This window comes from Pelotomaculum sp. FP, from assembly GCF_004369245.1.
In the GTDB taxonomy this organism is placed as follows: Bacteria; Bacillota; Desulfotomaculia; order Desulfotomaculales; family Pelotomaculaceae; genus Pelotomaculum_C; species Pelotomaculum_C schinkii.
Map to the genome: position 1 here is coordinate 1 of NZ_QFGB01000032.1, position 15,661 is coordinate 15,661.

The following is a 15,661-nucleotide window of genomic DNA, read 5'->3' on the forward strand; positions in this document are numbered from 1 at the left end:
AAATAATAACCTCCCCAAAGAAACTGCAAATATTTTAGCAGATTGGGGAGGGTTCTGAATCATCTTTTAGATAATCAATGTGCAAAAAAATCCTGCCTGCCAGGACTACTTTACGAGCAAGATTACAACAACAAAACGACCCCTCCCAGAGAGGAAAGGGTCGTGGGACTGGCTGAATGTATAAGCAACAATATACTGTCGCGCTGAAAAAGACGAACGGGCGGATAAACGGCCCTAACGGCGCCGCCGAGTTGCTCGGGATCAACCCCAGCACATTACGGAACAAGATGAAAAAGCTCGGGATAAAGTAGATTTCTTATATATATACCACATCTTCATAATCCTTAGTTTTATCAAATACAGCTTTAACAAAGGAGCAGTGGGGAATTATTTTTTTGTTTTCTTCTCTTGCTAAATCAACCACTCTTTGTATTAATAGTTTGCCAACATTTTGTCCTCTTAGCTCATCTGATACAAAAGTGCTGTCAACGACAATGATGTCTGACACTTTATAAGAGAATTTTATTATTGCTAATGGGTCTTCTTCCTTATCTCCTACATAAAAATTATTACTACCTTTTTTTATATTTACCAAAATGAGACCCCCTTGCAGAGAATCGAAAGCTTTTTGTCTTCAATTTCTTGCTAAATATTTTGGCCAATTTTTTACTTGCTAGATACATTTCGCTTTGTTCTTACACTGCAAAATTGCGCTCTTATGGCATATTTGCATGGATTGCTATAGCAAGATAAACAGGGAGCTCCAGGCAATCAGGTTTTCTATTCCCCATTTAAAAACCGGTACATTTCCTCCACCGAAGTAAAACCCAATTCTTTTGTGGCAATCTTCTGCACCAAACTGCTACCCACATTCCCTTTATGCTTTGCATGGATTATACAAGTACGTTTTATTCCATCGGGACCGAGGCCTTTCCAAACAGCGGTCTTGCCCTCCTTTGCATCCCCAACTTCCGACATATCTTTTCAATGTCATCCCACTTGAACGTATATCCCATTATACTAACAGTACCTTATCCAAATCTAGGACACGGTAAATTCTCTCCCTGTCCCCTTCACACCGGAGAACACGCCTCAAGTACCAATAGTGCTCCCGGCGGCCACCGGATGAACTTAAATAAAACGGCAAGTCATCAAAATAAACTCCTGAGTAATCGATAATATTGTCAATGAAGTCTTCCACAGCTTCCGCTCTTGTAGGACCCACACCATATACTCCGGTTTCCCGGTTGTCTAGGGTATAGTTCTCGCTTTCTTTCCCAGGCTCGTCAAGCCATTCGTATGAAAAAGTCTTGGCCTCGCATAGCTCGTCAAGCAGCACAGTTGAAATAAGGGATACAGGCTGATCGTCCTTTCTTTTGGCATCTGCCAATAAGAATTCTTTTCCTATAGCTGCTTCCCGCCTTAATGCGGTTAATTTGTTTTTTGCCTCATGAACAGAAACGCTTGGCATAAGAGGGTCGCTCCTTCGCATAGTACTTTCCTCCATTATAAAAGAATATAGCCATAATAGCTATATTCTAAGAAGGAAAAATATTTAAATATTTAATAAATAAGAACTAATCTAATCAAGTACTGCTTGGAAAATTATCAATAAAACTACGCTCTCACCAATACCAAAACAGCCAAGAAAATTGCCTATAGAACGATACTCCAACACCCTGACACTATGCAATTTTATAGAAGCCCCCGAGTCGCAAAAGCATTATTTTTTTTGGATTTTAACCAAATTCAATGGTCCTCATGCACACATATTGGCTGGATAGCTACGGCCCCGGATTCAGTCGCGACCGGCCCCGTATCTCCGTTTACTCTCGCCTTATAACCTGAAGGAAGTCCTGTAACAGTTATATAGTGGCTAGCATAAACCGTATAATTATCACAGTAAACTAGCTTTTTAGCTGCCCTGGAGGAAGTGATCCCAGCCCCGTTATAAGTGTTATCGGTTACATCAATGTTCCAGGAGGTCGGCTCTGCTGCTGATTTTAGAAATATTTTTACTGCAATCCTGTTTCCTATAGAAAGGAACTTAAAAGTATACCATGTATCATTAGACAGAACAGAACCAGGCGTAAACGTACCTATTTGCGTAGAACCGGAAAGGTATTTATAGAGAATTATTTTGTTGTTGTAGTAGTCGTACTTGCAGTAATAATAGTAATTTGTTCCAGTATCAGTAAAACGGTTGTATAACCGGAATTCCGTACCGGATGTTTTATAGTTTGTGGCTAAATAAAAGTCTTGAACGTGTATATAATCTGCTGTGCCAGCCGGGAACTGGTAGTCGTCGCCCTAATCAGCAGTACTGCCGGAACTGTTTGTCCCCATCTGAATCCATTTGTCAGTTTTGTTATATGTAACAGTTCCAGAGGTGAAATATCCCGGCCCAGGATTTGTCGGCAGAGTGTTAGAATCCCATTTCTCCAGTCTAAGTTTACCTGTGCTTGTCCTGGTTATGGTCAATTACAGCCTCACCACCTTTCAAAACAGCGGTATAAAAAGAAAAGCCTGGGGTTTGCACCCCCGGCAGTCTATCCGACATAAAAATGGTCAATGTCAAAAACTGGATTATAAGCAGTTCCGATAAAAACAATTGCATCCCTAATCGTAAAATTTGTGTCGTACTCTCCGGGAGTCAGTCCTTGAGCCTTTAACCTGTTTGCAAGGGCATTCCATTGGGTACGGGTAAATGTTCGATCAAGGTCTTTGGGAATAACGAAAATCTTGTTATCAGCCTCAAGCTCTGAGGTCGGGTTTGATACGTAAACCAAAGCTCCCCGGCCAACCTGAGCAGCCATAACCCAGTTCACAGGGTAATTGTCAATATAAGGTCTGAACGGGTTTTCCTCCGAACCGTCGCCGATTATATGACAAGCATAAAAGCATCCTGCCATCTGTTAACCCCCCTCGTTGAAAATAAGAAGAAATTGGAGCCTGGAAAGCCCGTCTCCTAAGTACTAAACAGCTTCGATTGTGGAACTCACGGAAATATCGACGGAAGTGTCGTTCTGCGGAGTTTCGTCGGAGGTTGCTTTAGCTACAGCCCAGAAGATGTAATTGGTTGTCCCGACGACGGTCGAAATGGTCAGAGAGTTGTTATAGGTCACAGCGTCAATCTCAGCTTGGGTCGGAGCGGTATCGGAGTTTTTGAGGATTAGTTTCCACTTGGAAGCAGTCGTGCCAGTCAGGGAAACTGTAGTGTTACCTACTGTTTGGTAAGGAACCGGAGTATTGGCACAGCGGAGAGCCAGTTTGATAGGGGCAGAGACTTCGTTGTTCGTGGCATTCAACGTAATAGAGATTGCAGCAGTACCGTCGCCTTCGAAGACGCGAGTCCCGTCTGTACCTCCAAGAGTTAGGCTTCCTTTGTAGACACCGATGTAAGCGTTAGCCATTTTGTAAAATCCTCCCTTAACATTATGAGGATGTCAAGATTAACACCCCCTCATAACTTAGGAGAGGTATCCAACTCCTTTACAACCTTAAATTTTAATTTACTGCTGTTATCTTAAGTTAAGGATGGTCATTAGTCTTTTATCTTTAACCATTTTGCTGATTAAATTAATTCATTTTATGGTATAATTTTCAAAGAATAACTTGCATTGGAGGTTATAATGACTACGAATATCGGTATCAATGAGGAACGTTATAAAACCATCGTTTCCTGGAGCGTGTCATCTGATTATGAAGATGCAAGAAAAGAATGGACACTACTTAAGAGAGCATCAGAAGATAGTAATTGTGAACTATGTAATAAAGACCTTGAATATCCTGTTTATATTAAAAATATGATTTCTGGAGCAATTACTTGATTTTAATAGCTTTAGCTGTGATAACTGTAATTTAAACAGCAATACTTGCAACAATCAGGAGCTAATTAATTCTCTGATCCCCTCCAAAAAATATCTAATTAAATTAATCGGAGAAAAAATTTACAGCGATGTAGTCAAAGGGATGATGGTAGGGAGTAATCTGGATTTACAGAATTTATATTCTCTTACCATTACCACGCAAAATACAATAAAAATGTTTAAGTGTCATACAACAAATTTGTTCCCTGACAGTAGAAAATGTGATCATTCATGCTCAAATCAGAAGCAATTAGAATGCTCTCAAGCAGAAGCATATTTAGAAGCTTTTAAACAAACTGGTGGTGTTAATTGCAGGGAAATAATTGAAGAATTTTTATTCTGCGAGGCAAAAGAAGAATTATTATACAGGCTTAAAAAAATATTTTCTCCTTATTGCTCCTTGATAACAGATCCTTCAATGCCATTAGGTGAATGTCTTCATTATGATTGTGCAGCAACAATTAATTCTGAATCTTGTCCATTCGCAGAACAACATAAAATTATGATAGATTGGGAAGGTATTAAAGATGAAATTCCTAGTATAATACAATTATTAGCGGAATCTGGCTTGGAATACCATGTCAGAGAGGCTGAAGATTTAGGAGAAGTAATTAAATATTATGGAAACATTCAGACGTTAGTAGCTACATGGGTAAAATATTATAACATTCAGAACTATAAATGGCCTGTTGAACCTTGGCTTCACCCAGTATTAAACTCTCAAGAAGTGACTTCTGAAATGTTAGATTCAATTTCAAAGGTACCCCATAGTACGTTAAAAAGATGGTTTGAATTTATGCTTCCAAAAGCTGCAAATAATCTTATTATTATTGATCAATTATTAAAGCATCCCATTACTACAAAGGAACTGTGCGATATTATTTTAGATGATAGATTTTATAACAATAATGATATTTATAATCACTTAATAATTTATTCTGGAATTCCAATCAATCATTTATTAAAGTCTACAATCAAATTAAAGAAAAAAACCCCTGGGAAGATATTAAGGTTTCTACTGGTTTAAATCTTTTATGGTCTGGACCTGGACAAGTATCTGGAAATAAATATATTCTAGCATGCAGAAAAATGGGTTATGTAGAATTATCTAATCAAATATATACTATTTTCAAAAGTTATGCCCAGAAAAACAATGAAGAAACACTCAAACCATATTATAACATTTGCAAGCTATTACACTTTAGACCACTAATCCTGCATAGCCCAACTGTATATTTTAAGACTAGTCAGTCTAACAGTAATTTAATTGCAATTAAGAATGCTGCTAGGGCTAGATATTGAATTAATGCAATTACTAAAAGAACATGCACTTACTAGTGAAAATATATTGGATATTTGGGCATACCGGGTTGATATGGGTACTGATTACCCCAGACTATGCAATGTTGTAGGGCTTGAAGGTTGAACAGAATTGCGAACTAAATTACTTGAAATACCGTCCTTGGAATTGTTAAAGATTGCAACTAGAATAGATTCCTTGCAAGGAGAATTGGCATCAGTATTATTAAAATACACTAAAAAAGCAATTGACATTATTACTATTGATGATGTCCTTAGTAACAAGGAACAAAATAAATTGAGCAGAATTATCGTTTGCGAAGCAATATTCGCAGCCCTGGAAGGCAATAACGGCTATCTAAAACATGATGTACTTACAAAATTAATTCGTAGCAGAATAAATCAAATACCACACGGCATAAGCTATTTAGTTACATTCCTTGACAAAAACATAAAACTAACACAGTTAATAAGTTTGTTGAATGAGTATACCGGGGATAGACTTACTGGGACGTAGAAAATTAAATATATTATTAAAACTCTCTCGGTAAATTATACCTGAACTAGATTTTTTACAGAACTAGCGTAAAACCAATCCTTTCTTCATAACAGTTAAATTAAAACAAAAAAGCCTCCGGGAGTTTTCTCGGAGGCTCTTTGTTGTATTATTTTTTCCCCATCTTCGTTAAAGGGCTTACCTTTCGATGAGCATTAATAACGTCCGCATTGTCGAGGTTGGTATAATGTCTTACCATAGCTAACGTAAAAACAAGTAATTAATTGGTTAAAATTACCTTACTCTATTTTCGAAAATATTGATAGAACTAGAGGATTTTCCCTTATCATTAGCGAAATATAGGGTAATAACAAACACACAGGATTCTCTTTAAATCTTTAAATGTAGACCGTATAAGAGAATAAATCCTGTGTGTCTGACAAAGTGTCAATGGGAAAAACTCAGTAATGACGCGGTTTTGGCGGAACTGCAGACGCACAGGACTTAAAATCCTGCGGGGATCAAACCCCGTACCGTTCGATTCCGGTCTCGGGCACCAGCGCATTACACACAGCAAGACATAATAACTGTGTTTGATTTTTAAGGGCTAAAAAATCCAGATCACCTGCTGGTGATCTGGATTCTGCTTTTTGGCGCCAAGTGCATCAAGGACCATCCTTATTAATTAAAAGCTTTTGCAGCGTATTACTATTACGCTGTTAACTCTTAACTGTGGATAAAGCCGCTTTAATTTGGTTCTTGCATCATCGGTCGTGAATTGCCAGTCAACACCTTTTTGTTTTTTGTTTCTTGCAGTTTCCCATTCCGACAGTTCAAGGCGGAGGAAATTGATTGACGAAATTCGGCGTTCCAGACACTGTTTGGACATTACGCTCAGTTCGATTTCGGCTATGTTAAGCCAGCTTCCATGCTTTGGCGTGTAATGGATCTCAAGGCGTTTAGCAAGGCTTCTGGCTACATCCGGTGTAAATGCTTCATAAAGCGATGCCGTGGTATGAGTGTTCAAATTATCCATCACTAACCGGATCTTTTTTGCTTTTGGATAATAAACCTCAAGCAGTTCCCGGACCTGGTTTGCCCAGTCAACCCGAGTTCTTCTTTCACAGACCGTTACATGTCTCCAGCCTGCCAATGGTTCTGTGAAGACAAAGATGCTGCAGGTTCCGTTGCGGACATACTCACCGTCCTGACACTCAGGCCTTCCGGCCTTCATCGGGATCGGGGTTCTGTTCTCACCAAGGAGCTGGTACGGCTTTTCGTCCATGCAGACGACCGGATATAGTCTGCAATATTGCTGCTGGTACAGATCCAAAACATCTTCCATACAGGCGACGAAGGCGGCGTTCTGTTCAGGCGGAATACACCAACATTTACGGAGATGTGGTTTTAGTTCGTTTTTTTAAAAGCCGTCCAACGGCCACATAAGAGATGCTGTCAAAGTACTGTAATTCAACCGCTTTATCCGCCAGCAGCCTTAGCGTCCATCTGGATCGTCCCGACGGGGGTGAACTGCAGCTCAATGCGATGATCTTTGCTTCCACTTCACCGGTAATCTTCGGTTCAACGGGCGGCGTTTCGCGTTTCTTTCTGCCGAGCGCAGCCTGCAGCCCATGTTCCGAGTACTGATTTCGAATGGTATGAACGGTTTGCGGGTGAACATGAAACAACGCTGCTATTTCAACTTCGCTCTTTCGCCCGCCCGTGCCGTTCTCATCAGCTGCCAACAGAATATTGGCATGCATGATGGTTTTTGCCGGGGCGGAACCCCTGGAAACGATCTTGAGCAGGGTCTTCCGCTCCTCATCAGAAAGACGGACATGGTATCTTATTTTTGGCAAGGCATACCCCTCCCTCCTGAGAAGAGTATACCACGAAAATGAGTTTCATTATAGTTTAAGATTTAACAAACTACTAGTTTATAACTCACGACTGTTTCACGCGCCAACATCCCGCCTGATTTCTTCAACTTCCGGCTTGCTTAAAATGATCAGAGCCGCCAGCACCATCACCATGCCGGTAAGCGCGTATACCGACAGGGTCTCATGGTAGATTATGTATCCCATTATAGTAGCGCTTACCGGTTCTGAGGAAGATAAGATAGCGGCCCGTCCGGTATCAATATAGTTTAATGCCACGGTGAATAAAATATAGGGGGCTGCCGTACCGATCAGGGCATGTAAAAACAATAGTCCCCCCATAGAAAGCGGCGCCGCCCCGACTAACGTTCCAAGCTGCCCCCAGTCTGTAAAAAATGCCAGTCCCAGGCTTGCACAGATAAAACACCAGGTGTTAATGGTCAGGGAATGGTAGCCTTTGTTAATGGCAATCCTGGCAAAAATGCTTAAAAAAGCATAGCCGATGCCGGATAAAAGACCGATCAGAATACCATAGGCGGAAAAAGTAGCCCCACGATCGAAAATGCCGCAGACCAGTACGCAGCCGCAAAAAGCCAGCAGCAGGGTTTTTATTTTCCAGGGGGTGATTTTTTCCCGAAAGAATACGTAGGCTAAAATGACGACAAAAAACGGCGCTGTGCATAAAAGAATTGCCGCCAGTGATAATGTAAGCTCATTGATGGCGATATTGTAGCATGTGTTAAAGCAGGCCGTGCATAAAAAACCTGCTCCAAAAAAGATCCATATGTCTTTGGGATTGATTTTCAGCAGTCTTTTATCGTATATCAGCAAGCCGGCTGTCAGCATGAGCATAGCGCCAAACATTCGGCATTCGACAATGGTTGTATTATCCAGGCCCATTGCGCTCAAGATTCTGACAAAGGTACCGATTGCCCCCCACATACATCCCGCGATGATTACTAAAAACGGAGCTGTCTTTTTTAACATGTTGTGCCTACCATATGTGCTTTCCTGTATTTTAAGCAAATTTTAAGAATGATAATGAAGCTTATTTGGGGGACAAGCCGTTAAACTGTTTGTGGCGGCTTGTCGCGAAATGGCTCTTCCTACCATTGTATCCAAGTATAATTATACCAGAATAGCAGGTGCTTTTGGCTCGAAAGGTCGAAATATCTTGAAAACAGGCGTTTTTTAGAGAACGGTTGTGTCCAGTAAGCGCTTGATGCGCGTGCTGTTGTTATCTTGATTCAGGAGCGCCAAACACCCACTCCTTAGTCACCCTTTCGTTGTCCTTTAAGTCCTCATCCCGGCCGGATACAGTCGAGGCAATGATAAACACCGCTCATTCACAACCATAATGAACCTTCATGCACAATATTGAAATTTTTTCGCATATCCCTTCGTTTTGACACAATTACCGTTCATATGCATAAATCCCGGCATCCCGGAACATGATAAGCCTGGGAGGTGCATCATATGACAATACAATTGACCCAGAAGGAAAGAACCATGCTTGAGGATCAAAAGGTCCACGAAGAGGTCTGCATCCAGAAATATACCAATTACGCCCAACAGGCCAGTGACCCGCAGCTTATACAGCTTTTCAACCAGTACGCGTCTCAGGAACAGCAGCACTACAATACCATCAATCAACTTCTGCAAGGGCAACAACCCAACACTGCTGCCAATCAAGGCGTACAGCAGCAAGCCCAGCCGATGCAAAACCAAAAACTTGCCGGAATGATAAACCAGGAAGACGCCGCACTCTGCACAGACATGATGATGACCGAAAAATTTGTATCCGGCAGCTACGACACTGGCATTTTTCAAACGGCAAATCCGCAGGTTCGTCAGGCATTGCAGCACATCCAAAGAGAAGAACAGCACCACGGTGCAGGAATATTGAACTATATGCAACAAAACGGAATGAATAAGCCGCAATAAAAGCTATTTCTAAAAAAATACTGTAATCGCCCCGCCTCTGGATTTAACCGATATGGAGCGGGGCTATTCAGTTGTCTTAAAGCGCCGCCACGGTCCCATCCACCATAAACATCTTCACGCCGGGGATGCCGGGGTTTTCCATCTGCACGTCACTTGCAGTGGTAAAGACCAGCACATGGTCGTGTTCTCCGGACGGCTCCAGGAGGGTTGTCCTGAATGTTACCATCTACTGGTACCATGACCCGCTTAAAAAAAACTCCTTTTGACAAGGTAGAAATGTATGGTAATGCGGACGAGCCCGGTCTCAGGCAGTGATATCGCTGTATAGGACCAGTGGATAGCCGTTAATAACGTATTGCTTGCTGATGATGACACGCTTGACCTTGTCTCTGAAAATAACTTTATTTGGTACCATTGTCCATGGAATTTCAGTTGCGATAAAACAACAGTGTTCCATCTCTATCGAATCCACGGCAGGTGATGATAATCTAATTCGCAGGCATATGCTGGGTTATACAGTGGATTCCGCCTCCCCACAGGTTAACACTTTCAGCATTGATACCAATTATATTGCGTCCTGGGAATACACTCTGAAATATCCCCTTAACCTGTTCTTCGGCAGCTTTCAGTTTTTCTGAACGCCCGGGCTTCCAATAAGTCTGCATCAATACCGCTCCGTTTGTGACAGCATAATTCAGATAGCTGCGCACGGGAATTTTGCCGGTATCGTCCACCTCCCCGTAAAGTGTGGGAGGCATCGGAACCCTGATGATGTTAAACGGCTTTCCATCCTGATCAGTCGAGTTAAGCAATATATTGTAGTTTTCTTCCATGCGCAGGTATGAATTTTGGGAATCAGAATTTGTATATCTATCCCCCGGCAGGACCTGTGCCAAAAGTATCGTATCCGGACTTGCAAAACGTGCTATTTCATTAATGTGCCCTTTTGTAATTAGATCATCTTCGGCAAGTCCCTGTTTAAGCCAAATTACTTTCTTTACCCCAAGGACTCTTTTATATTCATTTTCAATCTGCTCTTTGGTCAGCCCCGGGTTTCGGTCCAACGCGACCGATTCAGTAAGCATGATCGTACCTCTGCCGTTAGACTCTATGCCGCCCCCTTCGGAAACCAGGTTGGTACTGATGACAGGCAGACCAAGCGCTTCAGCTGCCCGCTTGTCAATATTGCTTTCAATATCGGCAAAATACTGACTGGAACCTCTGCCGTAGTTATTGAAACCAAAATTAACAACATGCAGCCTGTTCTGACTGTCTTTGACGAAAACCGGCCCGACATCTCTGGTCCAGATGGACAGGTGCTCAATTATATAATAGTGGACATTTGAGCCGGAATAACCGTTTGCCTGGAGCAAATCTTTAATCTGCGCAATTTCTTCGTTGCTCTGTGATATCAGGTTTACGCCGACATATGGGTCCAAAGACTTAATAATATCGATAAATACCGGGTAAACCGGGTCGCTGGCAGTGCTGTACATCCCTTCGGGCCACTGCAGCCAGATGGCCTGCTGGTTTTCGAATTCTCCAGGGAATACATAAGAAACCGGATCGCTTCCGCCATTGCCATTAATGTTTGGCTTTTCGTAAACTCTGTTGTTTCTGAAAGATTTTACAGAAAACACTATAAGCAAGCAAACAAAAGCAGCTATAATGATGGCTGAATACTGTTTTTTCACTCTCAGGCCCACCTGTAATAATATGGTTTAATTTATTATCCAAATTATCATCCAAACCAATAACTTGATAAGTATCTATAATTGATAAATCCATATTACATGATTTAAATATCTTAAGTATTGTACCCATTTACAGTTTTAAAATACAAAAAGAAAAGGGACGACATATTGTCGTCCTCGATCCCGGATAAATATAAAATTCATTCAAAATGACATCCAACTATAAATAAAAAACAACTCCAACTATCTCTGGTTAAGACCTTTTATCTCACCCCTACTTCCCCCGGTTAACAAATTCCACAGGGACAACCTAACTCATACTCAAAGTATTAGGGTATAGAAAAACCCGGCTCACATCACCAGGTTTAATCGCTTCCAACCCTTTCATTTAACATAATCTCACGTCACTGTTAACAACTTCTGAAATACCACCGCAGAAGAAACCGCCCTCTCTTTTCAATTCCAGGCAGGATTTTACAGTAAAAAATAGAAAGATGTCTAAATTATTTCTTTTGCGGAGGCAAGCATGATTGCCATAGTGAAAAGCACTGCCTTGAGCGGCCTGGATGGTCAGATCGTGGAAGTTGAGGTGGATGTGTCTAGAGGTCTGCCCAGCTTCGACATAGTTGGTCTGCCAGACATTTCGGTGCGTGAAGCAAAGGACCGTGTCCGCACAGCCATCAAAAACTCCGGGCTTGAATTCCCGGTCAAGAGGATTACAGTCAACCTGGCTCCCGCCGATCTAAAAAAAGAGGGGCCGGTTTACGATCTCCCTATCGCAGTAGGGATCCTGGCTGCCACTGAGCAGCTGCCTCCTGAGCGCTTCCAGCAGTATGTTTATCTCGGGGAACTGTCCCTTAATGGCTCCCTGCGAGGCATAACGGGTGTGCTCCCCAACGTGCTGGCTGTAAGGGATGCAGCTTTACAGCAGGTGGTTGTCCCTATGGAAAATGCGAAGGAAGCGGCACTGGTGGAAGGAATTGATGTTTTTCCGGCTTCCTGCCTCGATGAACTGGTAGCTTTCCTGCGCGGCAAATATGAAATAACCCCTTACAAGTTGGACCTCAAAGAATTGCAGGACCAGCTGGAGGAAGGGGCTTTTTTTGATTTTGGAGACGTCAAGGGCCAGCAGACGGCCAAGAGGTGCCTGGAAGTAGCCGCGGCAGGCGGCCATAATGTAATTATGCTCGGCAGTCCCGGTTCCGGTAAGACCATGCTGGCCCGCAGCCTGCCCGGCATACTGCCTGACCTGACCTTTCAGGAGTCTATAGACGTGACCAAAATACACAGCCTGGCCGGACTGCTTCCTGCCAACCGTCCGTTGTTAACCAGGCGCCCTTTCCGCTCCCCGCACCACACCGCATCAACGATAAGCATAATTGGAGGCGGGAGGATTCCCAAGCCTGGTGAGGTTTCACTTGCCCATCACGGGGTTTTGTTTCTGGATGAGATGCCGGAATTTCACAAGGACACCCTGGAAGCGCTACGCCAGCCCCTGGAAGACGGCGTGGTGACTATCTCCAGGATTAACGCCTCCCTGACCTACCCGGCCAGGTTGATGCTGGTGGGGGCGCTCAACCCTTGCCCGTGCGGTTATTATGGTGACCCAAGCAGGGAGTGTTCCTGCTCGCCGCTGCAGGTGCAGCGCTATATTTCCCGGCTTTCCGGTCCTCTCCTGGACCGGGTTGACCTCCACATCCAGGTGCCCAGGCTGCCTTACGAAGATATATCACAACAGCCCAGGGGTGAAAGTTCCCGTGAAATCAAACAGAGGGTGGAACAGGCACGGGAAATTCAACGGCAAAGGTTTGCCGCAGAGAAACAAATTGGGGGACCAAGAAGAAGTAAGACTTCCTCTGTGACCTGCAATGCCGGCATGGGCCCAAGAGAGGTAAGACTGTACTGCAAACTCCATAAGAACGCCAAAGCTTTGATTAAGGATGCTTTTGGGAGGTTGAACTTGAGCGCGCGGTCTTACGACAGAATTCTAAAAGTCTCCAGAACCATAGCTGACCTGGCCGGCAGTGATCTTATTGAGGAAGGTCACGTGGCCGAAGCGCTGCAGTACCGTTCCATGGACAACAAGAACTTATCTTAAAGAGAGGGTATGAGGCCCACCAAGGATTATTCTTATATGATAAACATTAAGGCCTTTCGGATAATCCCGGAGGACGCATGTCTATATCCAAGGTAGGCCCACCGGCAATCGCCGGAGAAAACCAGAAGTCCATTTTAAATGAGAGGAAGAACAAAATGAAAATTAATTTGACGAACGTCCAAAAGACGCTGCTGCTGCCTTTATGGGGGAGGGCCAAGCTAACCAAAATTGGCAATCCGGTTTTAAGCGACCCCAAAGCAGTTGAAATTGTGGAACAAATAGTCGAATATGATTTTGCAGGCGTGGAAAAGATTTTTAGCGATTTTTTTAATGTTGGATGGATCACAAGAGCAAAAATGTTTGATGAAACGATTAAAACCTTCTTATCAAATCATTCTGAAGCCACTGTGGTAAACCTTGGCGCCGGCCTGGACACTACCTTTTTCCGTATCGACAACGGTAAATCGCGCTGGTATGACCTGGACCTCCCCGACGTCATAGAAATAAGGAAAAAAATAATCCCGGAAGGCGAACGTTCAAAATGCATAGCGGGATCCATGCTTGACCCGGCCTGGGTAAAGGAAGTCTCAGCCGGTTCGTCCGATGTTTTGTTCTTTTCAGGAGGGGTGCTGTTTTACTTCACCGAGACAGAAATAAAAGAATTGTTCAAGCTTTTAGCAGACAACTTCCCCGGCGCAGAAATAGTTTTTGATACAATATCTACGCAGGCTGTTCCAATTGTCAACAAAGGGCTTAAAGACTCAGGCCACGAATCCGCCCAAATAAAGTGGGGAATCAACGAGGCAAAAGAATTATCCGGATGGGACCGGAGGATAATCATATTAGAGGAATATCCGATGTTTTCACGTTTAAAAAACAAAGATTTTTTGGGAGAAAATATTGCTTTCTATATGATGCAAAACGATAAAATCAAGGGCTCGAATATTTTTCACCTTAAATTTGCGAAAGCAGATTCCTAACTTTTTTGATTCTTCTACCCAAGGCAAATTACCTTCCAAGCATGTCATGAGGGTCAACATCCTTTACCTTCCCATCAAAGTGTTTTATACCAGTTCCGGGATGAGTATCCTCTTTGGGAATTACGGTATTTGTTTGCTCCGAACAACCAAGGTCCCCTGGAGCTTCACATAATTCCTCCAACTCCTCGGCCGTTACATCCCGAATATCCCCAGCGTCGAAATTTCTTAACCGGTCGGCAGTTGTCCTTCGTAATTCTTCTGCCCTGGTTGATCGTAGTTCGTCAGCTTTTGGCATTGCTCCGTACCCCCACCAATATAATTTATTCCTTAGCTTGTCCCTCCGTTCGGACTTTATCCGTATTGTTATTAACGAAATGATAGCGGTACCAAGGTAGTCAATTAATTAATGGCAAATCCAAGGCTTCCCCCCAAACAGCCATGATATTAAACTCCCAAAAACAAAAAAGCCCGAAGGCTCATTAATCTTCATTACTTTGCTGTAATTAAGCTTGATTAAATATAATTACCTTATAATCAACAAGTTAGATTTTTTTAGCTCTATTTACCTCCGATTTTTCCTGTAACATGTTTCGTAGTATATTAAAATCAATCTTTTTAAGTGATTGAGGACTCTTATATTGGAGAACTTCTGCAATCGCGTATTCAACCTCGTCGGGGTGATATCCATATGAAACCAACCGTTTGCGTATTTCCTTTAATTTCATGAGTTTCACCCAAATAATGAATAAGTTATTATTTATAATATTCCGCGAAAGAAAATAGCCCTACAGATTATTCTTTAAATCAGGTTTATCTTTTGGGACTCTTATAACTTGTCCAATATGCAATGTCGAATTAATTGTCAATCCGTTTAATTTTGCTAATTCAGAAGTGTAATCAACTTCTTGGTAGTATCGCTCAGAAATAGTTGCAAAGCAATCGCCTGCTTGAACGACATGGAAAATAAATCCATCTACATCTTTATCGTCAGAAGTTTTTGTGGTTGGCAATATCTGTGTTGCTTGTGCATAAATTTGTTCCTTGAGTGATGCATTTTCACTATTAAGCTGGGATATTGTAGCTCCCAAATAAGAAACTTCACATTTAAGGCTCCATATGATTGTAAGCATAATCACAAATAAAAGTACTATACCGAGAGGTAAAAGCCGATCTTTCAATTGTGCCGCAAGCACTGATATTCCCTTAGATTTGTGGATTTGCTTTTCTAGTTCACCAATGCTCTTCCCGAAAACCTCGTTGGATTGCTGATTGATTTAATTCATCTCCCCTTAGTAACTACTATACTATTCGTCAAAATCCAAATAATCTTTAATTAATTAAAGACAAAACAAAATACCCGCCGATACTACGGGTAACTACTACTGCCAGCTGGAGTCCAAAGCA

General features: G+C 42.4%; 18 protein-coding genes. 7 read left to right on the forward strand and 11 right to left on the reverse strand.

Translation table 11 applies throughout. The features are described from left to right. Nucleotides 1–176 precede the first annotated feature (176 nt). The gene (locus Psfp_RS12875; protein ID WP_205079568.1) at nucleotides 177–311 is read left to right on the forward strand and encodes a helix-turn-helix domain-containing protein; all 135 of its coding nucleotides are present in this window, start codon (nucleotides 177–179) and stop codon (nucleotides 309–311) included. Between the two features lie 5 nt (nucleotides 312–316). On the opposite strand, the gene Psfp_RS12880 is transcribed toward Psfp_RS12875, so the two are convergent. The 5 genes from Psfp_RS12880 to Psfp_RS12900 form a co-directional block, all read right to left on the reverse strand. Continuing rightward, the gene (locus Psfp_RS12880; protein ID WP_134218950.1) at nucleotides 317–595 is read right to left on the reverse strand and encodes a GNAT family N-acetyltransferase; all 279 of its coding nucleotides are present in this window, start codon (nucleotides 593–595) and stop codon (nucleotides 317–319) included. 185 nt (nucleotides 596–780) lie between these two features. Next, complete coding sequence (locus tag Psfp_RS12885) at nucleotides 781–978, reverse strand: hypothetical protein (protein ID WP_243120633.1); 198 nt, start codon at nucleotides 976–978, stop codon at nucleotides 781–783. A 37-nt stretch (nucleotides 979–1,015) separates the two neighbouring features. Further along, a complete protein-coding gene (locus Psfp_RS12890) occupies nucleotides 1,016–1,471 on the reverse strand; it encodes a hypothetical protein (protein ID WP_134218951.1) in 456 nt (151 codons plus the stop codon). A 1,078-nt stretch (nucleotides 1,472–2,549) separates the two neighbouring features. After that, nucleotides 2,550–2,912: a hypothetical protein gene (locus Psfp_RS12895; protein WP_134218952.1), complete on the reverse strand. Its 363-nt coding sequence runs from the start codon at nucleotides 2,910–2,912 to the stop codon at nucleotides 2,550–2,552. A gap of 63 nt (nucleotides 2,913–2,975) precedes the next feature. After that, on the reverse strand, nucleotides 2,976–3,308 hold the full coding sequence (locus Psfp_RS12900) for a hypothetical protein (RefSeq protein WP_243120634.1): 333 nt from the start codon (nucleotides 3,306–3,308) through the stop codon (nucleotides 2,976–2,978). Between the two features lie 324 nt (nucleotides 3,309–3,632). Between Psfp_RS12900 and Psfp_RS12905 the strand changes: the two genes are divergently transcribed. From Psfp_RS12905 to Psfp_RS12915, 3 genes are all read left to right on the forward strand, one after another. Beyond that, nucleotides 3,633–3,830: a hypothetical protein gene (locus Psfp_RS12905; protein ID WP_134218954.1), complete on the forward strand. Its 198-nt coding sequence runs from the start codon at nucleotides 3,633–3,635 to the stop codon at nucleotides 3,828–3,830. Between the two features lie 142 nt (nucleotides 3,831–3,972). Continuing rightward, nucleotides 3,973–4,896: a hypothetical protein gene (locus Psfp_RS12910; protein WP_134218955.1), complete on the forward strand. Its 924-nt coding sequence runs from the start codon at nucleotides 3,973–3,975 to the stop codon at nucleotides 4,894–4,896. A 435-nt stretch (nucleotides 4,897–5,331) separates the two neighbouring features. Next, nucleotides 5,332–5,685 carry a hypothetical protein gene (locus tag Psfp_RS12915; protein WP_153189532.1) on the forward strand — a complete coding sequence of 118 codons (354 nt, stop codon included), beginning with the start codon at nucleotides 5,332–5,334 and terminating at the stop codon, nucleotides 5,683–5,685. Between the two features lie 664 nt (nucleotides 5,686–6,349). Here the strand turns inward: Psfp_RS12915 and Psfp_RS12920 are convergent. Further along, nucleotides 6,350–7,514 (reverse strand): IS630 family transposase gene (locus Psfp_RS12920; RefSeq protein ID WP_134218990.1). Its coding sequence is split into 2 segments (ribosomal slippage): nucleotides 6,350–7,085 and nucleotides 7,084–7,514, totalling 1,167 coding nucleotides; the frame shifts between segments, so codons are not numbered across the junction. A gap of 105 nt (nucleotides 7,515–7,619) precedes the next feature. After that, nucleotides 7,620–8,528: a DMT family transporter gene (locus Psfp_RS12925; RefSeq protein WP_134218957.1), complete on the reverse strand. Its 909-nt coding sequence runs from the start codon at nucleotides 8,526–8,528 to the stop codon at nucleotides 7,620–7,622. 489 nt (nucleotides 8,529–9,017) lie between these two features. On the opposite strand from Psfp_RS12925, the gene Psfp_RS12930 reads away from it, so the two are divergent. Continuing rightward, the gene (locus Psfp_RS12930) at nucleotides 9,018–9,485 is read left to right on the forward strand and encodes a demethoxyubiquinone hydroxylase family protein (protein WP_134218958.1); all 468 of its coding nucleotides are present in this window, start codon (nucleotides 9,018–9,020) and stop codon (nucleotides 9,483–9,485) included. A gap of 76 nt (nucleotides 9,486–9,561) precedes the next feature. On the opposite strand, the gene Psfp_RS21730 is transcribed toward Psfp_RS12930, so the two are convergent. Together Psfp_RS21730 and Psfp_RS12935 are read right to left on the reverse strand one after the other, a co-directional pair. Next, nucleotides 9,562–9,711, reverse strand: coding sequence for a hypothetical protein (locus Psfp_RS21730; protein ID WP_192895421.1), 150 nt, complete (start codon nucleotides 9,709–9,711; stop codon nucleotides 9,562–9,564). Between the two features lie 262 nt (nucleotides 9,712–9,973). Continuing rightward, nucleotides 9,974–11,179 carry an agmatine deiminase family protein gene (locus Psfp_RS12935; protein WP_134218959.1) on the reverse strand — a complete coding sequence of 402 codons (1,206 nt, stop codon included), beginning with the start codon at nucleotides 11,177–11,179 and terminating at the stop codon, nucleotides 9,974–9,976. Between the two features lie 526 nt (nucleotides 11,180–11,705). Between Psfp_RS12935 and Psfp_RS12940 the strand changes: the two genes are divergently transcribed. After that, nucleotides 11,706–13,277, forward strand: a complete 1,572-nt coding sequence (locus Psfp_RS12940; protein WP_134218960.1) for a YifB family Mg chelatase-like AAA ATPase — start codon at nucleotides 11,706–11,708, stop codon at nucleotides 13,275–13,277. A 77-nt stretch (nucleotides 13,278–13,354) separates the two neighbouring features. Further along, the gene (locus Psfp_RS12945) at nucleotides 13,355–14,257 is read left to right on the forward strand and encodes a class I SAM-dependent methyltransferase (protein ID WP_134218961.1); all 903 of its coding nucleotides are present in this window, start codon (nucleotides 13,355–13,357) and stop codon (nucleotides 14,255–14,257) included. 28 nt (nucleotides 14,258–14,285) lie between these two features. Here Psfp_RS12945 and Psfp_RS12950 read toward each other — a convergent pair whose 3' ends face one another. Together Psfp_RS12950 and Psfp_RS12955 are read right to left on the reverse strand one after the other, a co-directional pair. Beyond that, nucleotides 14,286–14,552, reverse strand: coding sequence for a hypothetical protein (locus Psfp_RS12950; RefSeq protein ID WP_134218962.1), 267 nt, complete (start codon nucleotides 14,550–14,552; stop codon nucleotides 14,286–14,288). Between the two features lie 490 nt (nucleotides 14,553–15,042). Further along, nucleotides 15,043–15,450 carry a LysM domain-containing protein gene (locus Psfp_RS12955; protein WP_134218963.1) on the reverse strand — a complete coding sequence of 136 codons (408 nt, stop codon included), beginning with the start codon at nucleotides 15,448–15,450 and terminating at the stop codon, nucleotides 15,043–15,045. Nucleotides 15,451–15,661: the final 211 nt, after the last annotated feature.

What these genes read in the sequence shown, in the direction of transcription:
- Psfp_RS12895 (WP_134218952.1), bottom strand. Translation starts at nt 2,912, where the DNA reads ATGGCAGGATGCTTTTATGCTTGTCATATAATCGGCGACGGTTCGGAG.
- Psfp_RS12950 (WP_134218962.1), bottom strand. Translation starts at nt 14,552, where the DNA reads ATGCCAAAAGCTGACGAACTACGATCAACCAGGGCAGAAGAATTACGA.
- Psfp_RS12890 (WP_134218951.1), bottom strand. Translation starts at nt 1,471, where the DNA reads ATGCCAAGCGTTTCTGTTCATGAGGCAAAAAACAAATTAACCGCATTA.
- Psfp_RS12910 (WP_134218955.1), top strand. Translation starts at nt 3,973, where the DNA reads ATGATGGTAGGGAGTAATCTGGATTTACAGAATTTATATTCTCTTACC.
- Psfp_RS21730 (WP_192895421.1), bottom strand. Translation starts at nt 9,711, where the DNA reads ATGGTAACATTCAGGACAACCCTCCTGGAGCCGTCCGGAGAACACGAC.
- Psfp_RS12925 (WP_134218957.1), bottom strand. Translation starts at nt 8,528, where the DNA reads ATGTTAAAAAAGACAGCTCCGTTTTTAGTAATCATCGCGGGATGTATG.
- Psfp_RS12930 (WP_134218958.1), top strand. Translation starts at nt 9,018, where the DNA reads ATGACAATACAATTGACCCAGAAGGAAAGAACCATGCTTGAGGATCAA.
- Psfp_RS12945 (WP_134218961.1), top strand. Translation starts at nt 13,355, where the DNA reads ATGTCTATATCCAAGGTAGGCCCACCGGCAATCGCCGGAGAAAACCAG.
- Psfp_RS12940 (WP_134218960.1), top strand. Translation starts at nt 11,706, where the DNA reads ATGATTGCCATAGTGAAAAGCACTGCCTTGAGCGGCCTGGATGGTCAG.
- Psfp_RS12885 (WP_243120633.1), bottom strand. Translation starts at nt 978, where the DNA reads ATGTCGGAAGTTGGGGATGCAAAGGAGGGCAAGACCGCTGTTTGGAAA.
- Psfp_RS12875 (WP_205079568.1), top strand. Translation starts at nt 177, where the DNA reads ATGTATAAGCAACAATATACTGTCGCGCTGAAAAAGACGAACGGGCGG.
- Psfp_RS12905 (WP_134218954.1), top strand. Translation starts at nt 3,633, where the DNA reads ATGACTACGAATATCGGTATCAATGAGGAACGTTATAAAACCATCGTT.